This window comes from Pontibacter sp. YIM B11418 (genome assembly GCF_059278805.1).
This window is the reverse complement of sequence record NZ_JCAEMH010000001.1, coordinates 618300-634225: the sequence shown is the minus strand read 5'-3', so window position 1 is coordinate 634225 and position 15926 is coordinate 618300. Positions and strand designations below refer to the sequence as shown.

At 51.6% G+C, this 15926-nt stretch carries 15 protein-coding genes; 9 read left to right on the top strand and 6 right to left on the bottom strand.

Going from position 1 to position 15926, the window contains the following annotated elements:
• Positions 1-56 precede the first annotated feature (56 nt).
• From AC4QZR_RS02850 to AC4QZR_RS02815, 8 genes are all read left to right on the top strand, one after another.
• Positions 57-635, top strand: coding sequence for an RNA polymerase sigma factor (locus AC4QZR_RS02850; RefSeq protein ID WP_494479537.1), 579 nt, complete (start codon positions 57-59; stop codon positions 633-635).
• Complete coding sequence (locus tag AC4QZR_RS02845; protein WP_494479536.1) at positions 619-2352, top strand: outer membrane beta-barrel protein; 1734 nt, start codon at positions 619-621, stop codon at positions 2350-2352. Before AC4QZR_RS02850 ends, AC4QZR_RS02845 begins: the two co-directional genes overlap by 17 nt.
• Before the next feature lie 91 nt (positions 2353-2443).
• Complete coding sequence (locus tag AC4QZR_RS02840) at positions 2444-2611, top strand: hypothetical protein (protein ID WP_494479535.1); 168 nt, start codon at positions 2444-2446, stop codon at positions 2609-2611.
• Positions 2612-2628: 17 nt separating this feature from the next.
• Positions 2629-3087, top strand: a complete 459-nt coding sequence (locus AC4QZR_RS02835; RefSeq protein WP_494479534.1) for a hypothetical protein — start codon at positions 2629-2631, stop codon at positions 3085-3087.
• Between the two features lie 122 nt (positions 3088-3209).
• On the top strand, positions 3210-3578 hold the full coding sequence (locus tag AC4QZR_RS02830) for a hypothetical protein (RefSeq protein ID WP_494479533.1): 369 nt from the start codon (positions 3210-3212) through the stop codon (positions 3576-3578).
• Positions 3579-3767: 189 nt separating this feature from the next.
• Positions 3768-5795 (top strand): excinuclease ABC subunit UvrB, encoded by a 2028-nt coding sequence (gene uvrB / locus AC4QZR_RS02825; RefSeq protein ID WP_494479532.1) that lies wholly within the window; start codon positions 3768-3770, stop codon positions 5793-5795.
• Positions 5796-6137: 342 nt separating this feature from the next.
• A complete protein-coding gene (locus AC4QZR_RS02820) occupies positions 6138-7811 on the top strand; it encodes a M28 family metallopeptidase (protein WP_494479531.1) in 1674 nt (557 codons plus the stop codon).
• Between the two features lie 89 nt (positions 7812-7900).
• Positions 7901-8797, top strand: coding sequence for a hypothetical protein (locus AC4QZR_RS02815; RefSeq protein ID WP_494479530.1), 897 nt, complete (start codon positions 7901-7903; stop codon positions 8795-8797).
• 21 nt (positions 8798-8818) lie between these two features.
• Here AC4QZR_RS02815 and AC4QZR_RS02810 read toward each other — a convergent pair whose 3' ends face one another.
• From AC4QZR_RS02810 to AC4QZR_RS02795, 4 genes are all read right to left on the bottom strand, one after another.
• Positions 8819-11023 carry a B12-binding domain-containing radical SAM protein gene (locus tag AC4QZR_RS02810; RefSeq protein WP_494479529.1) on the bottom strand — a complete coding sequence of 735 codons (2205 nt, stop codon included), beginning with the start codon at positions 11021-11023 and terminating at the stop codon, positions 8819-8821.
• 424 nt (positions 11024-11447) lie between these two features.
• On the bottom strand, positions 11448-11825 hold the full coding sequence (locus AC4QZR_RS02805; protein ID WP_494479528.1) for a hypothetical protein: 378 nt from the start codon (positions 11823-11825) through the stop codon (positions 11448-11450).
• A gap of 33 nt (positions 11826-11858) precedes the next feature.
• Positions 11859-12092: a DUF2798 domain-containing protein gene (locus tag AC4QZR_RS02800; protein ID WP_494479527.1), complete on the bottom strand. Its 234-nt coding sequence runs from the start codon at positions 12090-12092 to the stop codon at positions 11859-11861.
• Between the two features lie 51 nt (positions 12093-12143).
• Entirely contained in the window at positions 12144-12320 is a 177-nt protein-coding gene (locus AC4QZR_RS02795) for a hypothetical protein (RefSeq protein WP_494479526.1), read from the bottom strand.
• Positions 12321-12462: 142 nt separating this feature from the next.
• On the opposite strand from AC4QZR_RS02795, the gene AC4QZR_RS02790 reads away from it, so the two are divergent.
• A complete protein-coding gene (locus tag AC4QZR_RS02790; RefSeq protein ID WP_253400923.1) occupies positions 12463-12747 on the top strand; it encodes a hypothetical protein in 285 nt (94 codons plus the stop codon).
• An 80-nt stretch (positions 12748-12827) separates the two neighbouring features.
• Here the strand turns inward: AC4QZR_RS02790 and AC4QZR_RS02785 are convergent, their stop codons facing one another.
• Together AC4QZR_RS02785 and AC4QZR_RS02780 are read right to left on the bottom strand one after the other, a co-directional pair.
• Entirely contained in the window at positions 12828-13958 is a 1131-nt protein-coding gene (locus tag AC4QZR_RS02785; protein ID WP_494479525.1) for a YncE family protein, read from the bottom strand.
• Positions 13959-13983: 25 nt separating this feature from the next.
• Positions 13984-15897, bottom strand: coding sequence for a TonB-dependent receptor plug domain-containing protein (locus AC4QZR_RS02780; protein WP_494479524.1), 1914 nt, complete (start codon positions 15895-15897; stop codon positions 13984-13986).
• Between the last annotated feature and the right edge of the window lie 29 nt (positions 15898-15926).

The following is a 15926-nucleotide window of genomic DNA, read 5'->3' as shown; positions in this document are numbered from 1 at the left end:
TTGCAACCATTGCCTCGCTATGGGAATCATAGGAGTGGAGCTAAAAGAAAAGGCGTTTGAAGCTTTTTACAAAACCTAAGTCAGACGAGGATAAACTCATAGAGGGGTGCATTGCCGGCAAGCGGGACATGCAGCGACTGCTCTATGACCTTTACTCGCGCAAGATGATGGCGGTTTGTATGCGCTACGCCCCCACGAGCTTCGAGGCAGAGGATATGATGCAGGAAGGGTTTGTGAAAGTGTTTGCCAATATTCAGAATTTCAAGCGGGACTGTCCGCTGGAGTTTTGGGTGCGTCGCATCATGATCAACACCGCCCTGAAACAGCTGCGGCAGAAGTCGCTCATGACCGTTTCACATGAAACGGAGGAAGTGGGCAACATCGCATCAGCAGATGTCAACCTGACAGGCTACTCTATGGATGAGTTGCTCAGCATGGTCCAAAGCCTGGCCCCACGCTACCGCATGGTGTTCAACCTGTACGCCATCGAGGGTTACAATCACAAAGAAATAGGGGAGATGCTTGGCATTTCCGAAGGTACATCAAAGTCACAGTATTCACGCGCCAGGGCCATACTGCAAGGTATGCTCGAGCGCCAGGAGAAAACATATCAAGAGCATGTCATCAGCCAATAACCATAAGCGAAACACCCTGGAAGACGAATTCCAGAGCCGCCTGTTCGATGCTGAGGCCAGGCCTGCCACGGACCTATGGGCCCGCATCGACCACGACCTGACCGTGCAGGAAAATAAGGATTACAAGAAACGGGCACTCTTTTATCGGCAGCTTGCCGCGGCCTGTTTTGTGCTGTTTGCCCTGACCGGCGCACTGCTGGCCTATTACTACAGTGGCAGCCTGAACCAGCCTGGAGCCCAGCCAGGTATAGCCGCCGCGCCGGCAACCAAACCAGCTGCTGCCCCTGTAACTGTGGAGGAGGCCATGCAGGCCTACGCCACCCAGCAAGAGGAGGCCGCTGCTATGGCCTATACCTACATAGAGGAAACAGCAACTACCAAGCAAGCGGCAACTACTAAAAGAGCAGCGAATGCTACCGCTTCACGCCAGGACAGGCAGCCTATACCTGCCAAAGTAATCAAACTTAATGAAGGCCCACAGGCAGGCGATTATTACGACGTGTCGCCGGGTTACAGCCCATACCTGGGCTACACGCCTATGCCGGGCCGTAGCAGAGGTTATGTGTCGGGTGGTTTGCCTGGCAACGCTGCTGGTGGTGCGCAAGGCAATCTTTTCGCTCCTCATGGCAATCGCTATACCCAGATCATCACCTGGGAGAGTGTAACGATCACATTCGGAAACAGTGCACCAGCTACAGGACAACAATTCCCAGTAGGAAGTCAGTCGCTGGCAGCCAGGCCTAAGACGTTTGCCGAGATGAGCGAGGCGCAGCAGGCCAGCCGTCAGCAGGCTCAGCAGTCTGTGGAGGCGGCACAGAGTAAACTTGCTGCCCAGCAACCGAAAACTGTGGAAGCAGCAACCAAATCAAACAGCCGTTGGAGCCTGAACCTGGCTTATGTGCCGTCTGTGTTCGAACAGAACATTGGCCTGCCGGACCCGCTCTCCATGCCACCACAGAACAGTGCAAACAGATTCAGCCTGGCAGCAGCAGGGCCAAGTGTTAATGCGTCAAAAGAGTCTTTCCAAAATATATCGGCCGCCCGTGACGAGTTTGAGGAGAGCACGCAACCGGCCTACTCATATGCAGTGGAGGCGAAAGCCGGTTTTAAATTAAAGAACAAGCTGAAACTACTGACAGGTATAGGCTACAGCGAGAACAAGTCACGCTCCAGGTCTAACTTTATCGTGCGCCAGTTCTGGACGAAACCGCGTTCCAACGAGCGCTACGAACTCAGCCCAACCACCTACTTTACATCGGCACTAAACGATGGCTTCTCATCCGACTCCGTGAGCGTAGCCCGCACAGGCGACTCGTTTGATACTGAGTATAAGTATCGTCACCTGACCGTACCGGTAGGTTTGCAGTACGAACATGACATCAACAAAGACTGGTTTGTGTATGCCGCCGCGGGCGTGGCTGCCAACTTCCTGCTGGAGTCCAGCGTGACAGCCTCTAACCAGGAGGTGCAGTCAGTCAATTACACCGCCGACGACTACGACTCGCCTTTCCGCAACGTGCAATTCTCCGGAAATGGCTCTGTGGGTGTTGGCAAACGCATCTCGCCTAACCTGACGCTGGCACTTGGTCCGGAGGTGCGGCATTACTTCAATACCCTCGTGGCAGACCCGGACAAAGCCGCCGTACCACAGGGAAAACCCTACGCGATCGGGATGAACATGAGCCTGAACTACCAGCTGGGCAACTCCCGAAAATAATTTCAGATTTTTTTTAGGGCCTTGCAACCCTTCGGCGCCAATTGGAATCATAAGAGTATAGAGTGATTGGTTGATTTTAGATAAAAGCGCTATGCAAATGATGCTGTTCATGAGATACGTTCTGCAGACTCTGGTTGCCCTGGTGGCTGCCGGCCGTGAAAACATATCGGGGTGGTATGTATTGCTGGCGCTTTTACTCTTTTCTGTGCTGCTCTCAGGCTGCGCGATCCAAGACAATTCCCTTTTGGGCGCCTTCTAAACGTCGCCTTCTGTGCTATGAAAAAGATGTTGTGGTGCGCGACTATGGCTATTGTTCTGTGGGGGACGACGACAGGCTGCGCAAAATCAGATGAAGACATGCAACCGGTAGTAAATGAGAAAGGCCTGCGCGAGTCCGTTCAGGGCAAGTGGCGCATTGAGCGCGTGAATAATAAACTGTGCCGTAGTGGCAATTGCACCTCGGTGATGTACACAGGCACTACAAGCGACTACTTCGAGTTTAAGGCTGATAGTGCCTTCTTGCAGCGTGCAAGTCAGCAGAACGACAAGAGTGTGTACCGCGACAGTTTTAAAGCCGACTACTCGCAGCCCAACGCATTTGTGCTGAGCAATTTCGGATGGTCCGCCCGGTTCCATGTCCTGCATCACGACCAACGCATGCTGGTGCTGGAAGGAACCTATTACGGATCTGACCCAAGTGCCATCTTTACGGATACTTATTATTTATACAGATAAAGGGCTCCCGACGCAGCGCAAAGGTGCCGGCAGATGAAGAAGACTACGCATCAAACAACCCGGCAACCAATGCCCGTGTTGGGTAGCCCTGCTCACCAAAGCCATTAGTACAACATAAAACTATGAAAAGTGTCCTGTCCCTTGTTGTGCTATACCTGCTGCTGGCGCTGCTGCTCGTGAGCTGCGCCGACCAGGAAGAGGCGGTTCCGGCCTGCCTGCAGGTAGAGGTGGTGGGACCTGACTGCGAATCCGGCTGGTATGTGCTCCAGATTATGGATGCCGACGGCACAGGCGAACAGCGCAGTAACCAGTACATCGGGCAATTGCAGAGCGGCTTTGTCACCACCGACAATCTGCCTGAAGACTTAAGGCATTCCGGTAAAGTAGCTTACCTATCGCTTGAGCGCAACACCAAGTATGGGCCGCGTTGCACTGCCAACTACATGATGTTTCCGCCGGTGCGGGTAAAGCAGGTTTGCTCAGATGAATAGAACAGTTTTTACAGAGTGCCTAATTTTTTTAATTGTTAGGAATAGTTAAACATGCAAAGACCTGCTCACTAGAGCAGGTTTTTTGTTTCCGGGGTATTCGTGTTGTGGCTGCTATTATAATGACAAAAGCTAAACTTACAGCCCATTTTTCATGTTATAGTATATCTTTACAAGTTGTAAAACCAACGAATGGATTTTAAGCTAACATCAGAATTTCAACCGACCGGCGACCAGCCGAAAGCGATTGCTCAGCTCACCGAGGGCGTTAACAAGGGAGAACCTGTGCAGGTGCTGCTGGGAGCCACTGGTACAGGCAAGACCTTTACCATGGCCAACGTGATCAAGAATACGGGTAAACCAACGCTCGTGCTTTGCCACAACAAGACCCTGGCCGCGCAGCTCTACGGCGAATTCAAGCAATTTTTCCCTGATAATGCGGTGGAGTATTTTATCTCCTACTACGATTACTACCAGCCGGAGGCCTACATTGCTTCTTCGGATGTGTTTATCGAGAAGGATCTGCAAATCAATGAGGAAATCGAGAAGCTACGTCTGCACACTACTTCCGCTTTGCTTTCCGGGCGCCGCGATGTGATCGTGGTGGCGTCGGTGTCGTGTATTTACGGTATCGGTAACCCCGAGGAGTTTGGCAAGAACGTGATCTACCTGGCACCGGGCCAAAAGTATAGTCGCAACAACCTGCTCTATACCTTTGTGCAAATTCTGTATAGCCGCACCGAGGCCGAGTTCACACGTGGAACATTCCGCGTAAAAGGCGACACGGTGGATATCTTCCCGGCCTATGCTGACTTCGCGTACCGACTGTACTTTTTCGGCGATGAGCTGGAGCAGATTCACCGCATCGATCCGGAGTCAGGTAAAAAAATAGCCGACGAGAAAGCCGTGACGTTATACCCGGCTAACCTCTTCGTGACGGGTAAGGACACGCTGCAGCAGGCCATCCATGAGATACAGTTCGACATGGTAGCCCAACACGACTACTTCCTGAAAGAAGACCGCCCGGTGGAAGCGAAGCGGATTAAGGAGCGGACCGAGTTTGACCTGGAGATGATCCGGGAACTGGGCTACTGCTCAGGTATAGAAAACTACTCCCGCTACTTCGACCGCCGTGCCCCGGGTGCACGTCCGTTCTGTTTGCTCGATTATTTTCCGGATGATTTCCTGATGGTGATCGACGAGAGCCACGTGACGGTGCCGCAGGTACGCGCTATGTGGGGCGGCGACCGCTCGCGTAAGGTAGCGCTGGTGGAGTATGGCTTCCGTTTGCCGGCGGCCATGGATAACCGTCCTCTCACTTTCAACGAGTTTGAAAGCCTGATGCACCAGGTGGTGTTCGTAAGTGCCACGCCAGGCGATTACGAGATTCAGAAATCAGAAGGCGTTATTGTGGAGCAGATCATCCGTCCGACCGGTCTGCTGGATCCGGAGATCGAGATCAGGCCAAGCGCTAACCAGGTGGATGATTTGCTGGACGAGGTAGACGAGCGTATCAAGCGCAAAGAGCGTGTGCTGGTAACGACCCTGACCAAGCGTATGTCCGAGGAACTGACCAAATACATGGATCGCCTCAACATCAAAGTAAAATACCTGCACTCGGAAGTGAAGACGCTGGATCGCGTGGAAATTCTGCGCGAACTGCGACTCGGTGAAATCGACGTACTGGTAGGCGTGAACCTCCTGCGCGAGGGACTTGACTTGCCGGAAGTGAGTCTGGTAGCCATCCTTGATGCCGATAAAGAAGGTTTCCTGCGCGACCAGCGCTCCCTGATACAGACCATGGGCCGAGCCGCCCGTAACGAACGGGGACGCGTGATCATGTACGCTGACCGCATCACAGGCTCTATGCAGCGGGCGATTGACGAAACCACCCGTCGTCGCGCGACGCAGATGGCTTATAACGAAGAGCATGGCATTACACCACGCACCATCCTCAAGACCAAGGACGAGATTTTCGAGCAGACATCAGTAGCGGATTCTAAGAAGAAGGAAGTGAAAATATACGCTGGTCCGGAAGATGTATCGATTGCGGCAGAACCGGTGATTCAGATGATGAAGCGCGACGAGCTCGAGAAGCTGATCAAGAAAACCGAGAAGCAGATGGAAGCTGCCGCCAAAGACCTCGACTTCCTGCAAGCCGCCAAGTATCGCGACGAACTGGCTGAACTGCGCCAGTTGCTCAAATCGAAGCGAGATTAAGATAAGTTTGAAAGTTTAGTAAATAGAAAGACTGAAAGTATAAGAGCACTCATGGCGTAAAGCTGTGAGTGCTTTTTGTTTTTAAAGATGCTGCTGCTTTGCCATACCTCGCTCTGAATACCATACCCGCGAGCTTCTATACCCTAAGCCTTCTATACCCTAAGCCAAGGCTATACCTGATTCCAATTTCAGAATGAGCAACAAGCAGTCAGCTACGCAGCAATAAGGTATAAGGTATAGCCCCGGCCAAGCTGCTTTTTTTCCTGCACAGCTTTGTGTACTTTAACACTTCCATAGCCGCTATACCTTAGCTTCGGCTAATTCCATCAACCTGATAGCACGATGATCAAAAGAATCAAACCACTTTTCCTGCCGGTAATATTGGCCGGAGCATTCACAGCCTGCCAATCCTCCAGCCCTGAAACAGGAGAAGCTGGTGCCGAAACCGTAGCTACACTCTCAACCGAAAGCTATAGCAACTATCTGAGCGCACTGGCCGCTGACGACATGGAAGGTCGCAAGCCTTTCACTTCCGGCGAGCAAAAAACGCTGGACTACCTGGAGCGGGAGTTCAAGGCGCTCGGAGTAGAACCGGGCAATGGCGAGAGCTATTTCCAGGAGGTGCCGATGGTGGAAGTGAACACCACTGCCAGCCCGAACATGATTATCAAAGGCAAGCAGCAGGAACTGAAACTCGAAGGCCGCAACGACTACGTGATCTGGACCCGCCGCACAGACGAAAACATTAACATCGACCCGACCGAGATGGTGTTCGCCGGCTTTGGTATTGTGGCCCCTGAATATAACTGGAACGACTACGCCGGTCTGGATGTGAAGGACAAGATCGTGGTGGTGCTGGTGAACGATCCGGGTTTCTACGCCCAAGATAAAGCTGTGTTCAATGGAAAAGCCATGACCTACTACGGGCGTTGGACCTACAAATTTGAAGAGGCAGCCCGTCAGGGAGCAAAAGGAGCGCTGATCATCCACGACACGGAGCCGGCCGGTTATGGCTTTCAGGTAGTGCAGAACAACTGGAATACTTCCAAGATGTATCTCGACAGCCGTGGCAAAGAAACTTATCGTTGCGCTATGGAAGGTTGGATCACTACACCAATTGCCGAGAAACTATTCGCTGCGGCAGGTATGGATTATAAGGCTGTACTCAACAAAGCGCATCAGCCAGGAAACAAACCTTTTCCGCTCAACCTGCAGGCCAGCACTTCCATGAAAGTGAAGACCCGTTACGACAAAACTTCCAACTTCATCGCCAAAATCACCGGTAGCACACGTCCTGACGAGACCATCATCTATACCGGTCACTGGGACCATCTAGGTATAGGCAAACCCGACGCAGCTGGCGACAGCATTTACAACGGAGCCGTGGATAATGCCAGTGGAGTAGCCGGTTTGCTGGAGATCGCCAAAGCATTTAAGAATCAGCCGACGCAGCCGGAGCGAACGGTCGTTTTTTTGGCTGTAACAGCAGAGGAACAGGGACTGTGGGGCTCGGCCTACTATGCTGAAAATCCGGTATTCCCGAAAGAAAAGACGGTTGCCAACATCAACATGGACATGATGAACCCTTACGGAAAGACAAAAGACGTGGTGCTGTACGGTATGGGCCAATCCGAATTGGAGGATTATATCTCAGCGGAGGCTGAAGCGGCAGGGCGTTACATTGCGCCGGAAGAGAATCCGGAAGCGGGGCTATACTACCGCTCTGACCACTTCAATTTTGCCAAAATAGGTATACCTGCCTTATTCATCGGCCCGGGTGTGGACCTCGTAGAAGGCGGCAAAGAAGCAGGCAAGAAGAAGCTGGACGGGTACTACGCCAACTACTACCACAAAGCAGCCGACCAAATGCACCCCGATTATAAAGTGGATGGAGTAGTCGAAGATTTGAAGCTGCTATACCAGGTAGGCAAGCGCCTGGCTGGTTCAGCAGAGTGGCCGCAGTGGAAATCAGGATCTGAGTTCAAGGCGGTGCGGGATAGTTACATGAATAAGTAGTAATATCTGTATCAACACTTTCACCAGACTGTACCGGCAGTGCAAGGGTACAGATTTCCTATTCCTCAATTTATCGTTTAAACTATTTCATGAAATTTAATCTGCTGCTTTTCGCTGCCCTCTTACCGTTTTACTGCTTAGGCCAACACGCATTGGTAGGCGACCCAACTTATAACAAAACGGTGCCTCGCCTGATTATGATGAAGCATAATGAGAGTAGCGGCCCCTTGTCGAACACAAGAATTAGCCCCACCGACTTTGAAGGGAAGATGTCATCCAAAGAGACGAACATTTTTGTCACTTACAAACGCAATGAGAAAGTAGGGTCTACTGTAGGAAATTACGCTGAGCTCACAGTGCCCCCCAACAGACTGATGGATTTTCACTTGATTTATGGCTATAACTATAGCGTGTTTATTGATGAGGCTACAGCTACTAATGGATTACGCTTTAATATTGCGCTTACGCCAAACGATAAGGTGCAAAACAAGAGTCTAGCAAGCCATGCGCTGCAAAAAGGCAAGGTTATTTCGAAAAAAGTAAGCTCAAAGTCATTCGAAATAAGCCAGAACGATAGTAGCCTTACAGTAAATATTGCCGCATCAAATTTGACAGCAGGCTCATACCTGACCTTCAATGTTCAGGTTAGTTCGGTTAACTTTGGCGAGATCGGGCCTTTCGGGATTGAAAATACAGCCTACACGGATTTTATTAGTTTTAATATGCCGGAGATTTTTCTCTATGATCTAGTCGCACAGGATGTAACGTTAGAATTGATTTCGCAGGAAAAGAGACCGTACGAGCTGCTCCATTTTAAAAGGGATAAAGAAGGAACAATCGACAAATTTAAAATCGACAATTACAGTTATAAATGGAAAATAAACCCCAAAAGCAGTGAAGGTGGCTATAAATTTAAGCTAACAGAAATGCTTTTCCCTGAGAAGAAAGATATAGGAATTACGCCTGCCGACCTGCTCGTGCTATAATTGCTTCAGCTCTTAATGATATTACAGCAACAGCAACCCCTTTTCCCTAAGCTCAAACCAAACCGGCGAGGCCAGGAATTCCGTGAAGTTCAGGTGCGCATCCAGCGGGTACGTTTCTTCCAGTTGCTTCAGCGTCATGGCCGGCGCCTCTTCTGAGGTCAGTAGCGTGAGTTGTTCCAGCAGCCACTGTCCGATGTTCGCTGTGGTTTTGATCTCGAAGTCCTCCGCCTTTTCATAGAAGGTCAGCACGCAGCGCTCAATGGTCTGGCCTTTCTTGGCGTACATCATAAAGTCGATCTCAGGTACATTGCCCAGCCAGAACACGCGGGCCAGTTTGCGCTCACTGTCTGGTTTGGCGGGTTCCTGTATGGCGTTGGCAATCAGGTCGCGGTCAATGGTCACGCGCGGCACCTTAAAGTCGAACCAGAAAGACAGTGGCTCCTCCAGTCCCACGCCGTGCATGAAGTTGTAGAGCGCCTTGGCCAGTCCCGGGCCGAACAGCTCGTGATCAGTGCCCTGCGGGTCGTCGTGCCAGAGGTCGTTGTTGGCAAAGGCACCTTCCGGCGGACCAACTTTTACCACGCCAAACTTCTCCGGGTGCTTGCCTACCGGACTGTGCGCCGTCATACTAAAGCGGTGCCAGTAACCGGACTGTATCACGCCGGTCAGGAACAGTTGTCGCACCACTTCCAGCGAGTCGATGGTTTCCTGAGCCGTTTGAGTCGGGAAACCATACATGAGGTAAGCGTGCACCATAATGCCGGCCTGCGTAAAACCATCGGTCACACGGGCTACCTGCGCAATGCTCACACCTTTCTTCATCAGGTCAAGCAATCGATCCGAGGCTACTTCCAGACCACCCGAAACGGCAATGCAACCTGAAGCAGCCAACAGATGGCAAAGGTCAGGCGAAAAGGTTTTCTCGAAGCGGATGTTTCCCCACCAGGTAATTTTCACGCCGCGGCGAATTAGCTCAATGGCCAGGTCGCGCAGGGCGGCAGGCGGCGCAGCTTCGTCTACAAAGTGAAAGCCCGTTTGGCCGGTTTGTGCAATGATCTGCTCGATGCGGTCGACCAGCAAAGCGGCCGGAGCCGTTTCGTAACGGGAAATATAATCGAGGGTGATATCGCAGAAAGAGCAACGTTTCCAGTAGCAGCCGTGCGCCACCGTCAGCTTGTTCCAGCGGCCATCGCTCCAGAGGCGGTGCATCGGGTTGATCACATCAATCACCGAGAGGTACTCCTGCAACGGCAGGTCGCTGTAGTCGGGTGTGCCGACTTCGGTATGCGGAATATCTTTGTCAAGGCAGCCGTTGATGTAATCCACTTCGCCGTTCTGTAGCAGGAAGGTACGCTGCAGAAAATCCAATTGGCGCTCGCCCTGTAGGTATTCCAGTAGTTTCAGCCACGGGCCTTCGCCATCATCCAGCGTTACAAAATCGATGTACTTGAACAGACGAGTCTCCCGGAGTGTGCGCAGCTCGGTATTTGGGTAGCCGCCGCCCATCAGGGTATGGATGTGCGGGTACTTTTGTTTGATGTACTGTGCCAGCCGCAGACCGCCATACAGGTTGCCCGGGAAAGGTATAGAAAAACCCACCACATCCGGCTGCACCTCCTGCAAACGTTCCTCCAGCAATTCCAGCAGTAGCTGGTCCACCAGGTTCGGCTCCTGTTGCAACGACTCTTCCAGCGGATCAAACGAAGTAGCCGACAGAGCCAGCTTCTCGGCGTAACGACTGAACGCAAAGTAAGGGCAGATCGTCTCCTTGATCAGATCACCCAGATCCTCGAGGTATAGCGTGGCCAGATAGCGGGCGCGGTCCGTGATGCCCATGCTGCCAAAAGCCCAGTCGATGTCCTCTACCTGGTCGAAGCGGGAGGCCTCGGGCAGGTAACGGCTGTAGCTGATCTGCTGAGCCAGGGTCGTGTCCTTGTTCTGTAAGAAGCGGATGACCGGCTCGATGGTGTTCAGGTACTCCCGCTTCAGCCGCAGGATGCGTAGGCTGTTGTCCGACAACTCGAAATCGCCTGCTTCCACCGCCTGGAAAATTCTTGACAAACCATTTCGGGTGAACATGCGCAATACCAGCTCAATGCCAAAATCGGCTTGGGTAACAGAGTAACCCTGACCTGCGAGAAAGCCTTTGATGTAGGCAGTGGCAGGGTATGGCGTGTTGAGCTGCGTGAGCGGCGGTGTGATGAGCAGTATGGTGGGCTTCTTCAAGTCTCGGGAATCTTAAAATAACAAACGCCCCACAGGGCGCGGACTACAAAACTACTGATTCTGTAGCGCTTTCTAAACAGATGTTGTCAGGTTAACAGTTCTGCCACACACAGGGTTCAGTATGGAGGTATTGGGAATGAGGAGGTTATACAGGGTTTTAAAAAAAGCTTGAATAATTCTGCACTAAGGCAGTATTAAATTATATAAATCTATTTTTATATACTTATATTTGCATTATTATCATCTATAGTTGAATGCTTCTGGGCGTTAAAGCCAGGGTTTTAAGCTGTGAAAACATGAAAACCTGGAGCAATGGCTAGTGATGGTGTAAGTGTTTCAATTGTTCCCTAAAACAAAAGGCCCGCGGTGTTATCGCGGGCTTTTTGTTTGTTTCGTGTATACCTTATGTGAGGCAGACAAAGTTCTATTTCAGATTTATCAATTCTATTACTTCACATTCTCCAACCTTTTTATTGCCTTCCATGAAAAACCCGCGGGTGCCGGCTTTTATTTTGTTTCTATGATATTCAGTCTTTACATCTGCTAAAATCCACATCCTTGCAGTTCCATACTTGGATATTGTCAAAGTAGGGTCAGTAACTATATTCCCATTAAAATCTTCGAATTCTGGGTAAATCATGAAAAGCATTCCTTTAGGATGTGCTGGATGTTCATACCAGAAGTCCCACCTTATCCCTTGATTTAGGAGATTATACCTTCCTCCTTCTTCTTGTGAAAAAATGGTATACGTGACCCTGAAGTCAGGCTTTCTCTTAAATATTTCTTCGTAGGGTCTATACATTACTTATGACTGTCATGTAAGGTATAGCAACGCCTAACTGAGCAACTGCGACGTTTTATTGACAAGGTAATTTGCGCCGGGCACAATGGCTAGCACGGTACCTGCCACCAGCACAAACAGCACCACAAACATACGAAGCCAGTTTATAAAGAAGTTATCGGCAAAGCCGAAGGTATAGAGTTGCAGGGCGGAGGCTATGAGTAGGCACAGCAGGGAAATGACCACCAGCTTGCGCTTGAGCGCCGGGTTCAAAAATTTCTTTTTCATGGCAGACCAGGTATAGCCGCAAAGTTAAGGTATAGCCGGCTTACTGCATCATCAGGCGTGGCCTTTTTGTGCTTCGGCGTCCGAGCTATCATCCTTGGTATGGCGCGGATCATTTGCGCCTGTGCCCTGCGGCGGCGGCGTTTGCTTTTCGGCCGCTACTTTTTTCGTGTCCGACGACATCTCTTTGGTGCTCTTCTCCTGATCCGACTTACTTTTACCGTTCATCATGTTTTCAAGTTCTGGTATGCTATGTCATACGTCGAAACCTGGCTGATGTAGCTTTTTTTAACTCTAATTGTGGGGAGGTCGTACATTAAAGAGCTATACCCTGAGGCGGTATGGCACTTTGAAAATCTAAAACAGAAGAACTATGAAATCGATAAAGACAACGGCTGCTGTGCTGGGCGTATTGCTAGGTATAGGTATGGCATCCTGTAACACGGGCACCGACCCCGGCGAGACAAACACGGAACGCAGCGATTATGAACGCACCGAAGAAATGGACCGCAGCAGCATGGACAATGATACCACCGAAAATTACGAGGACATTTACGAAGGCCGTGAAGGTACCGCCATCGGCGACAGCGCCTACAACCAGGAAGGTGACCGTAAGAAACGCTACGACAAGGACCTGAAGCCGAATCCAAATCAGTAAGCTGGCTCAGGTATAAAAGCACGATGCCCGGCGCTCTGTTAGTGAGTGCCGGGCATCGTGCTTTTCAGGAAAGGGAATTTTTACCGGAATAGAAACCCGTTTGGTGCTATACCTACCCGGAAGGAATCTACAGCAGCGCCGCTCTGCGGATTGTAGCGCACTACCCAGCCGTTGGAGGCGTAGTCGGTTGCTTTGCCGGCGTAAATGGTGCCGCTTGCAGGTTCCACACCCAACCCATTGAAGCCATAAGCTACATAAGTGCCCCGGTCAATGAGCGGTTGAGAAGCCAGTGAAGTCGCGTTCACATCCTGTACCCATACCTTGTTGTTGAACACATAGTAGAGTTTATCGCTGTTCAGGTTTGGTGTGAGTTTGCCCGGAGCCGGTGCGTTTTGGCTGAAGGTAAGCGTAGCCACTACAGAGTTGCTGGTCGTGTTGATTTTAGCAAGGGAGCCAGGCGTGCTGCTCTCTTCACTCACCGACCAGTCAACTGGATCGTAGGCTTTTATACCCTGGCTGCTCACCCAAAGCACATTGTTACGGTCCAGGGCCAGGCTGTTGGGGCCATCGTTTACTGTAATTTCGGTTTCGATGGCATCTGTCGCGGTGTTGATGACCGTTACGGTATTTCCGCCGTTGTTCGCTACATATAGTTTACTACCAGCTATTACAAGCTGTTCCGGCTGCACGCCAACCGTAATGGTTTTGGTCACAGTCAGCGTTTTCAGGTCAATTACGGCCACACGACCGTTGCCATATACATAAGTAGCGGGGTCATAACCCAACCACTCGGTTACGTAAGCCTTGTCATCGTTCAAGGCAGCAAAATAGCGGGGAGCTTCCAGTCCGGTAATCTCGCCTTCGGCCTTCAGGGTCTGGGCATTGGTTACGACCACCTTGCCACTGTTATTCATCACCAGGTATAGCCGGTCGCCCTGTTGTGTCATGTGCTGCAACACATCACCCAACACAAGCGGGGCATTCACTTTCTTGAACGATTCGTTTTCCACTGATTTGCTGTCATGGCTGTAGAAACTCACCGAAGCATTCGATTTGGTCATGGCGCCTTCGTTGGAAATGAGCACTCCGTTGCGGGCATATTCTCCGGTTGGGCCAGTAGTATTATCATCGTCACAGCTAGTAAAAGCAACTGCGCTCAAGGCAAAAGCCGCGGATAGTAAATAGCTGCGTAAACGGGTAATTTTTTTCATGTTGTTGAAAGGTATGGATATGAAATTAAGGTATAACAAAGCGTAAGCCGGCTGTCAGGCTGCGGGGTGGCATCGGTACATTTTCGAGCACGGTATAGGTATGGTTGGTCACATTATCGCTGCGCACCGAAGCGACAAACTGATACTGACCAAGGTTGAATTTTTTATGTACTGCGAGGTTGAGCAAGGTATAGCCCGGCAGGCTGCCGGCATTGCTGTTGTCGGTATAGCGAAGTCCGGTATGCGTCAGGTTGCCGAGTATTGTCCAGGTGCGGAAGGAGAGTTCGGCACCCAACTGTACTTTATGCAGCGGCACGTGGGCGAGTTGCCTGTTCAATTCCTGGGTTCCTTCGTACGCTTTCACCTGCTCAGAAGAGGTATAGGTATAAGCACCTGTAGCTGCAAGTCGCCAATCGCCGAGAGTAGTGGTAGCGCGGCTGCTGAGTTCTATACCTTGGGAGCGCACTTTCTGCAGGTTGCGGGGGGACCAGTAGCTGGACGTGACAGGCATCCACTGTATCCAGTTGTCCACGAGCATGCGGTAAACCGAAAGTTCTGACTCCAATTTTAGAGTGCCTAAGGTATAGCGGTGGCGCAGACCGGTTTCGTAACTCCAGCCCTGCTCCGGTTTGATGTCCGGATTGCCACCCGGCTGCCAGAAGCGCTCGTTCAGCGTCGGCACCCGGTAGCTGCCCGATAGGTTGCCCTTCAGGTATAGCTGGTGCTCGCTTTGCTCCAGCAGCAGCCAGTTGGCACCCAGCGTAGGTGCAGGAATAGGATTATAGCCTTTCACAAAAGCCTGGCGCAGATTCAGGCTCAGGTCGAGTCGCTTGCTTGGGTCGTAGCGGAAAAGCAGGAAAGCAGAGACGCGGTCTTCAGTTACCTGTCTGCCATAGCCTTGCACATCGGCCTCGAAATGCTGCAGGTTAAGGCCGCCCCGCAAACTCCAGCTGCGGGCATAGGTATAGGTCTGCTCGGCCTGCACCTGGTAGGTATTGATGTCGGTGAGGGAGTTATTGCTGTTGTCGGTGTAGCGGAGATAATCGTTGAAGACGGCTGCTTTCACGGAGGTTTCGCCCCAGTTGCTGCTGTGGTTAAGCTCTGTCATCAGGCGCAGGTTGCGGTCGAGTTGTTTGGCGTTGGTGTTGGCAGCTCCCAGGGCTGGCGGCACTTCGCGATCGGCATAGGTATACCAGCCGTGTAAAGCCAGTCGGGTATTGGGAGAGAGTTGCCAGCTTACATCCTGCGTAAAACCATGCTGTGCCACCTCTGCCTGGTCCTGCCGACGGGTAGGTGCCCCGATGCGACCATAATCCCGGAAAGAAAAGTCGTTCTCTGCCGCCAGGTAATAGCTACCTAAAGCAACAGATACCTTCTGGCCACTATAACGGGCGCTGGCACTGGAGAAGTAGCGCCCAAAACTGCCGACCTCCTGGGATATTTCCGCACCAAAACCTGGCTCTTGTTGTGTTAGAGAGTTAAGTAAAACAGCCCCACCAATCGCTCCGCTGCCATAGGTAGCACCTGCCGCACCGTGTTGTACCGCAATGCTCCCGATACTGCTCAGAGGCAACAAGGACATATCATTCTGCCCCAAAGCAGGCTGACTGATGTTGAGTCCGTTCCAGAGTACGGCGGTATGTGTGGCGCTGGTGCCCCGGAAGGAGGGAGTGGAAATTCCGCTCGGTCCGTTCGTTTTCAGAAATACCGGTGTGCGGGCCTGCAAAGCGTCGGCAATAGAGCCGGAGGCGTAGGTGCGGATGTAACTGCTGTCGAGGGTGCTCACGCGGCTGCCAGAGGCAAAAACCTCAGCGGGCTTACCAAAGATCTCGACAGTGCGCAGGTGGTACAACGTAGTATCCTGCTGCGCAAAAGCGGGTGAAGTTATACCTAGCGAAAGGGCCAGGTACGATATAAGACGGTAGTGAAACTTTGCCACGTATACGCTTGCTTAAATCCCGAAGCATG

Excerpts from the sequence above, each read along its gene's own strand:
- AC4QZR_RS02845 (WP_494479536.1), top strand. The coding sequence starts at position 619 with ATGTCATCAGCCAATAACCATAAGCGAAACACCCTGGAAGACGAATTC.
- AC4QZR_RS02840 (WP_494479535.1), top strand. The coding sequence starts at position 2,444 with ATGCAAATGATGCTGTTCATGAGATACGTTCTGCAGACTCTGGTTGCC.
- AC4QZR_RS02835 (WP_494479534.1), top strand. The coding sequence starts at position 2,629 with ATGAAAAAGATGTTGTGGTGCGCGACTATGGCTATTGTTCTGTGGGGG.
- AC4QZR_RS02830 (WP_494479533.1), top strand. The coding sequence starts at position 3,210 with ATGAAAAGTGTCCTGTCCCTTGTTGTGCTATACCTGCTGCTGGCGCTG.
- uvrB (WP_494479532.1), top strand. The coding sequence starts at position 3,768 with ATGGATTTTAAGCTAACATCAGAATTTCAACCGACCGGCGACCAGCCG.
- AC4QZR_RS02820 (WP_494479531.1), top strand. The coding sequence starts at position 6,138 with ATGATCAAAAGAATCAAACCACTTTTCCTGCCGGTAATATTGGCCGGA.
- AC4QZR_RS02815 (WP_494479530.1), top strand. The coding sequence starts at position 7,901 with ATGAAATTTAATCTGCTGCTTTTCGCTGCCCTCTTACCGTTTTACTGC.
- AC4QZR_RS02805 (WP_494479528.1), bottom strand. The coding sequence starts at position 11,825 with ATGTATAGACCCTACGAAGAAATATTTAAGAGAAAGCCTGACTTCAGG.
- AC4QZR_RS02800 (WP_494479527.1), bottom strand. The coding sequence starts at position 12,092 with ATGAAAAAGAAATTTTTGAACCCGGCGCTCAAGCGCAAGCTGGTGGTC.
- AC4QZR_RS02795 (WP_494479526.1), bottom strand. The coding sequence starts at position 12,320 with ATGATGAACGGTAAAAGTAAGTCGGATCAGGAGAAGAGCACCAAAGAG.
- AC4QZR_RS02790 (WP_253400923.1), top strand. The coding sequence starts at position 12,463 with ATGAAATCGATAAAGACAACGGCTGCTGTGCTGGGCGTATTGCTAGGT.
- AC4QZR_RS02785 (WP_494479525.1), bottom strand. The coding sequence starts at position 13,958 with ATGAAAAAAATTACCCGTTTACGCAGCTATTTACTATCCGCGGCTTTT.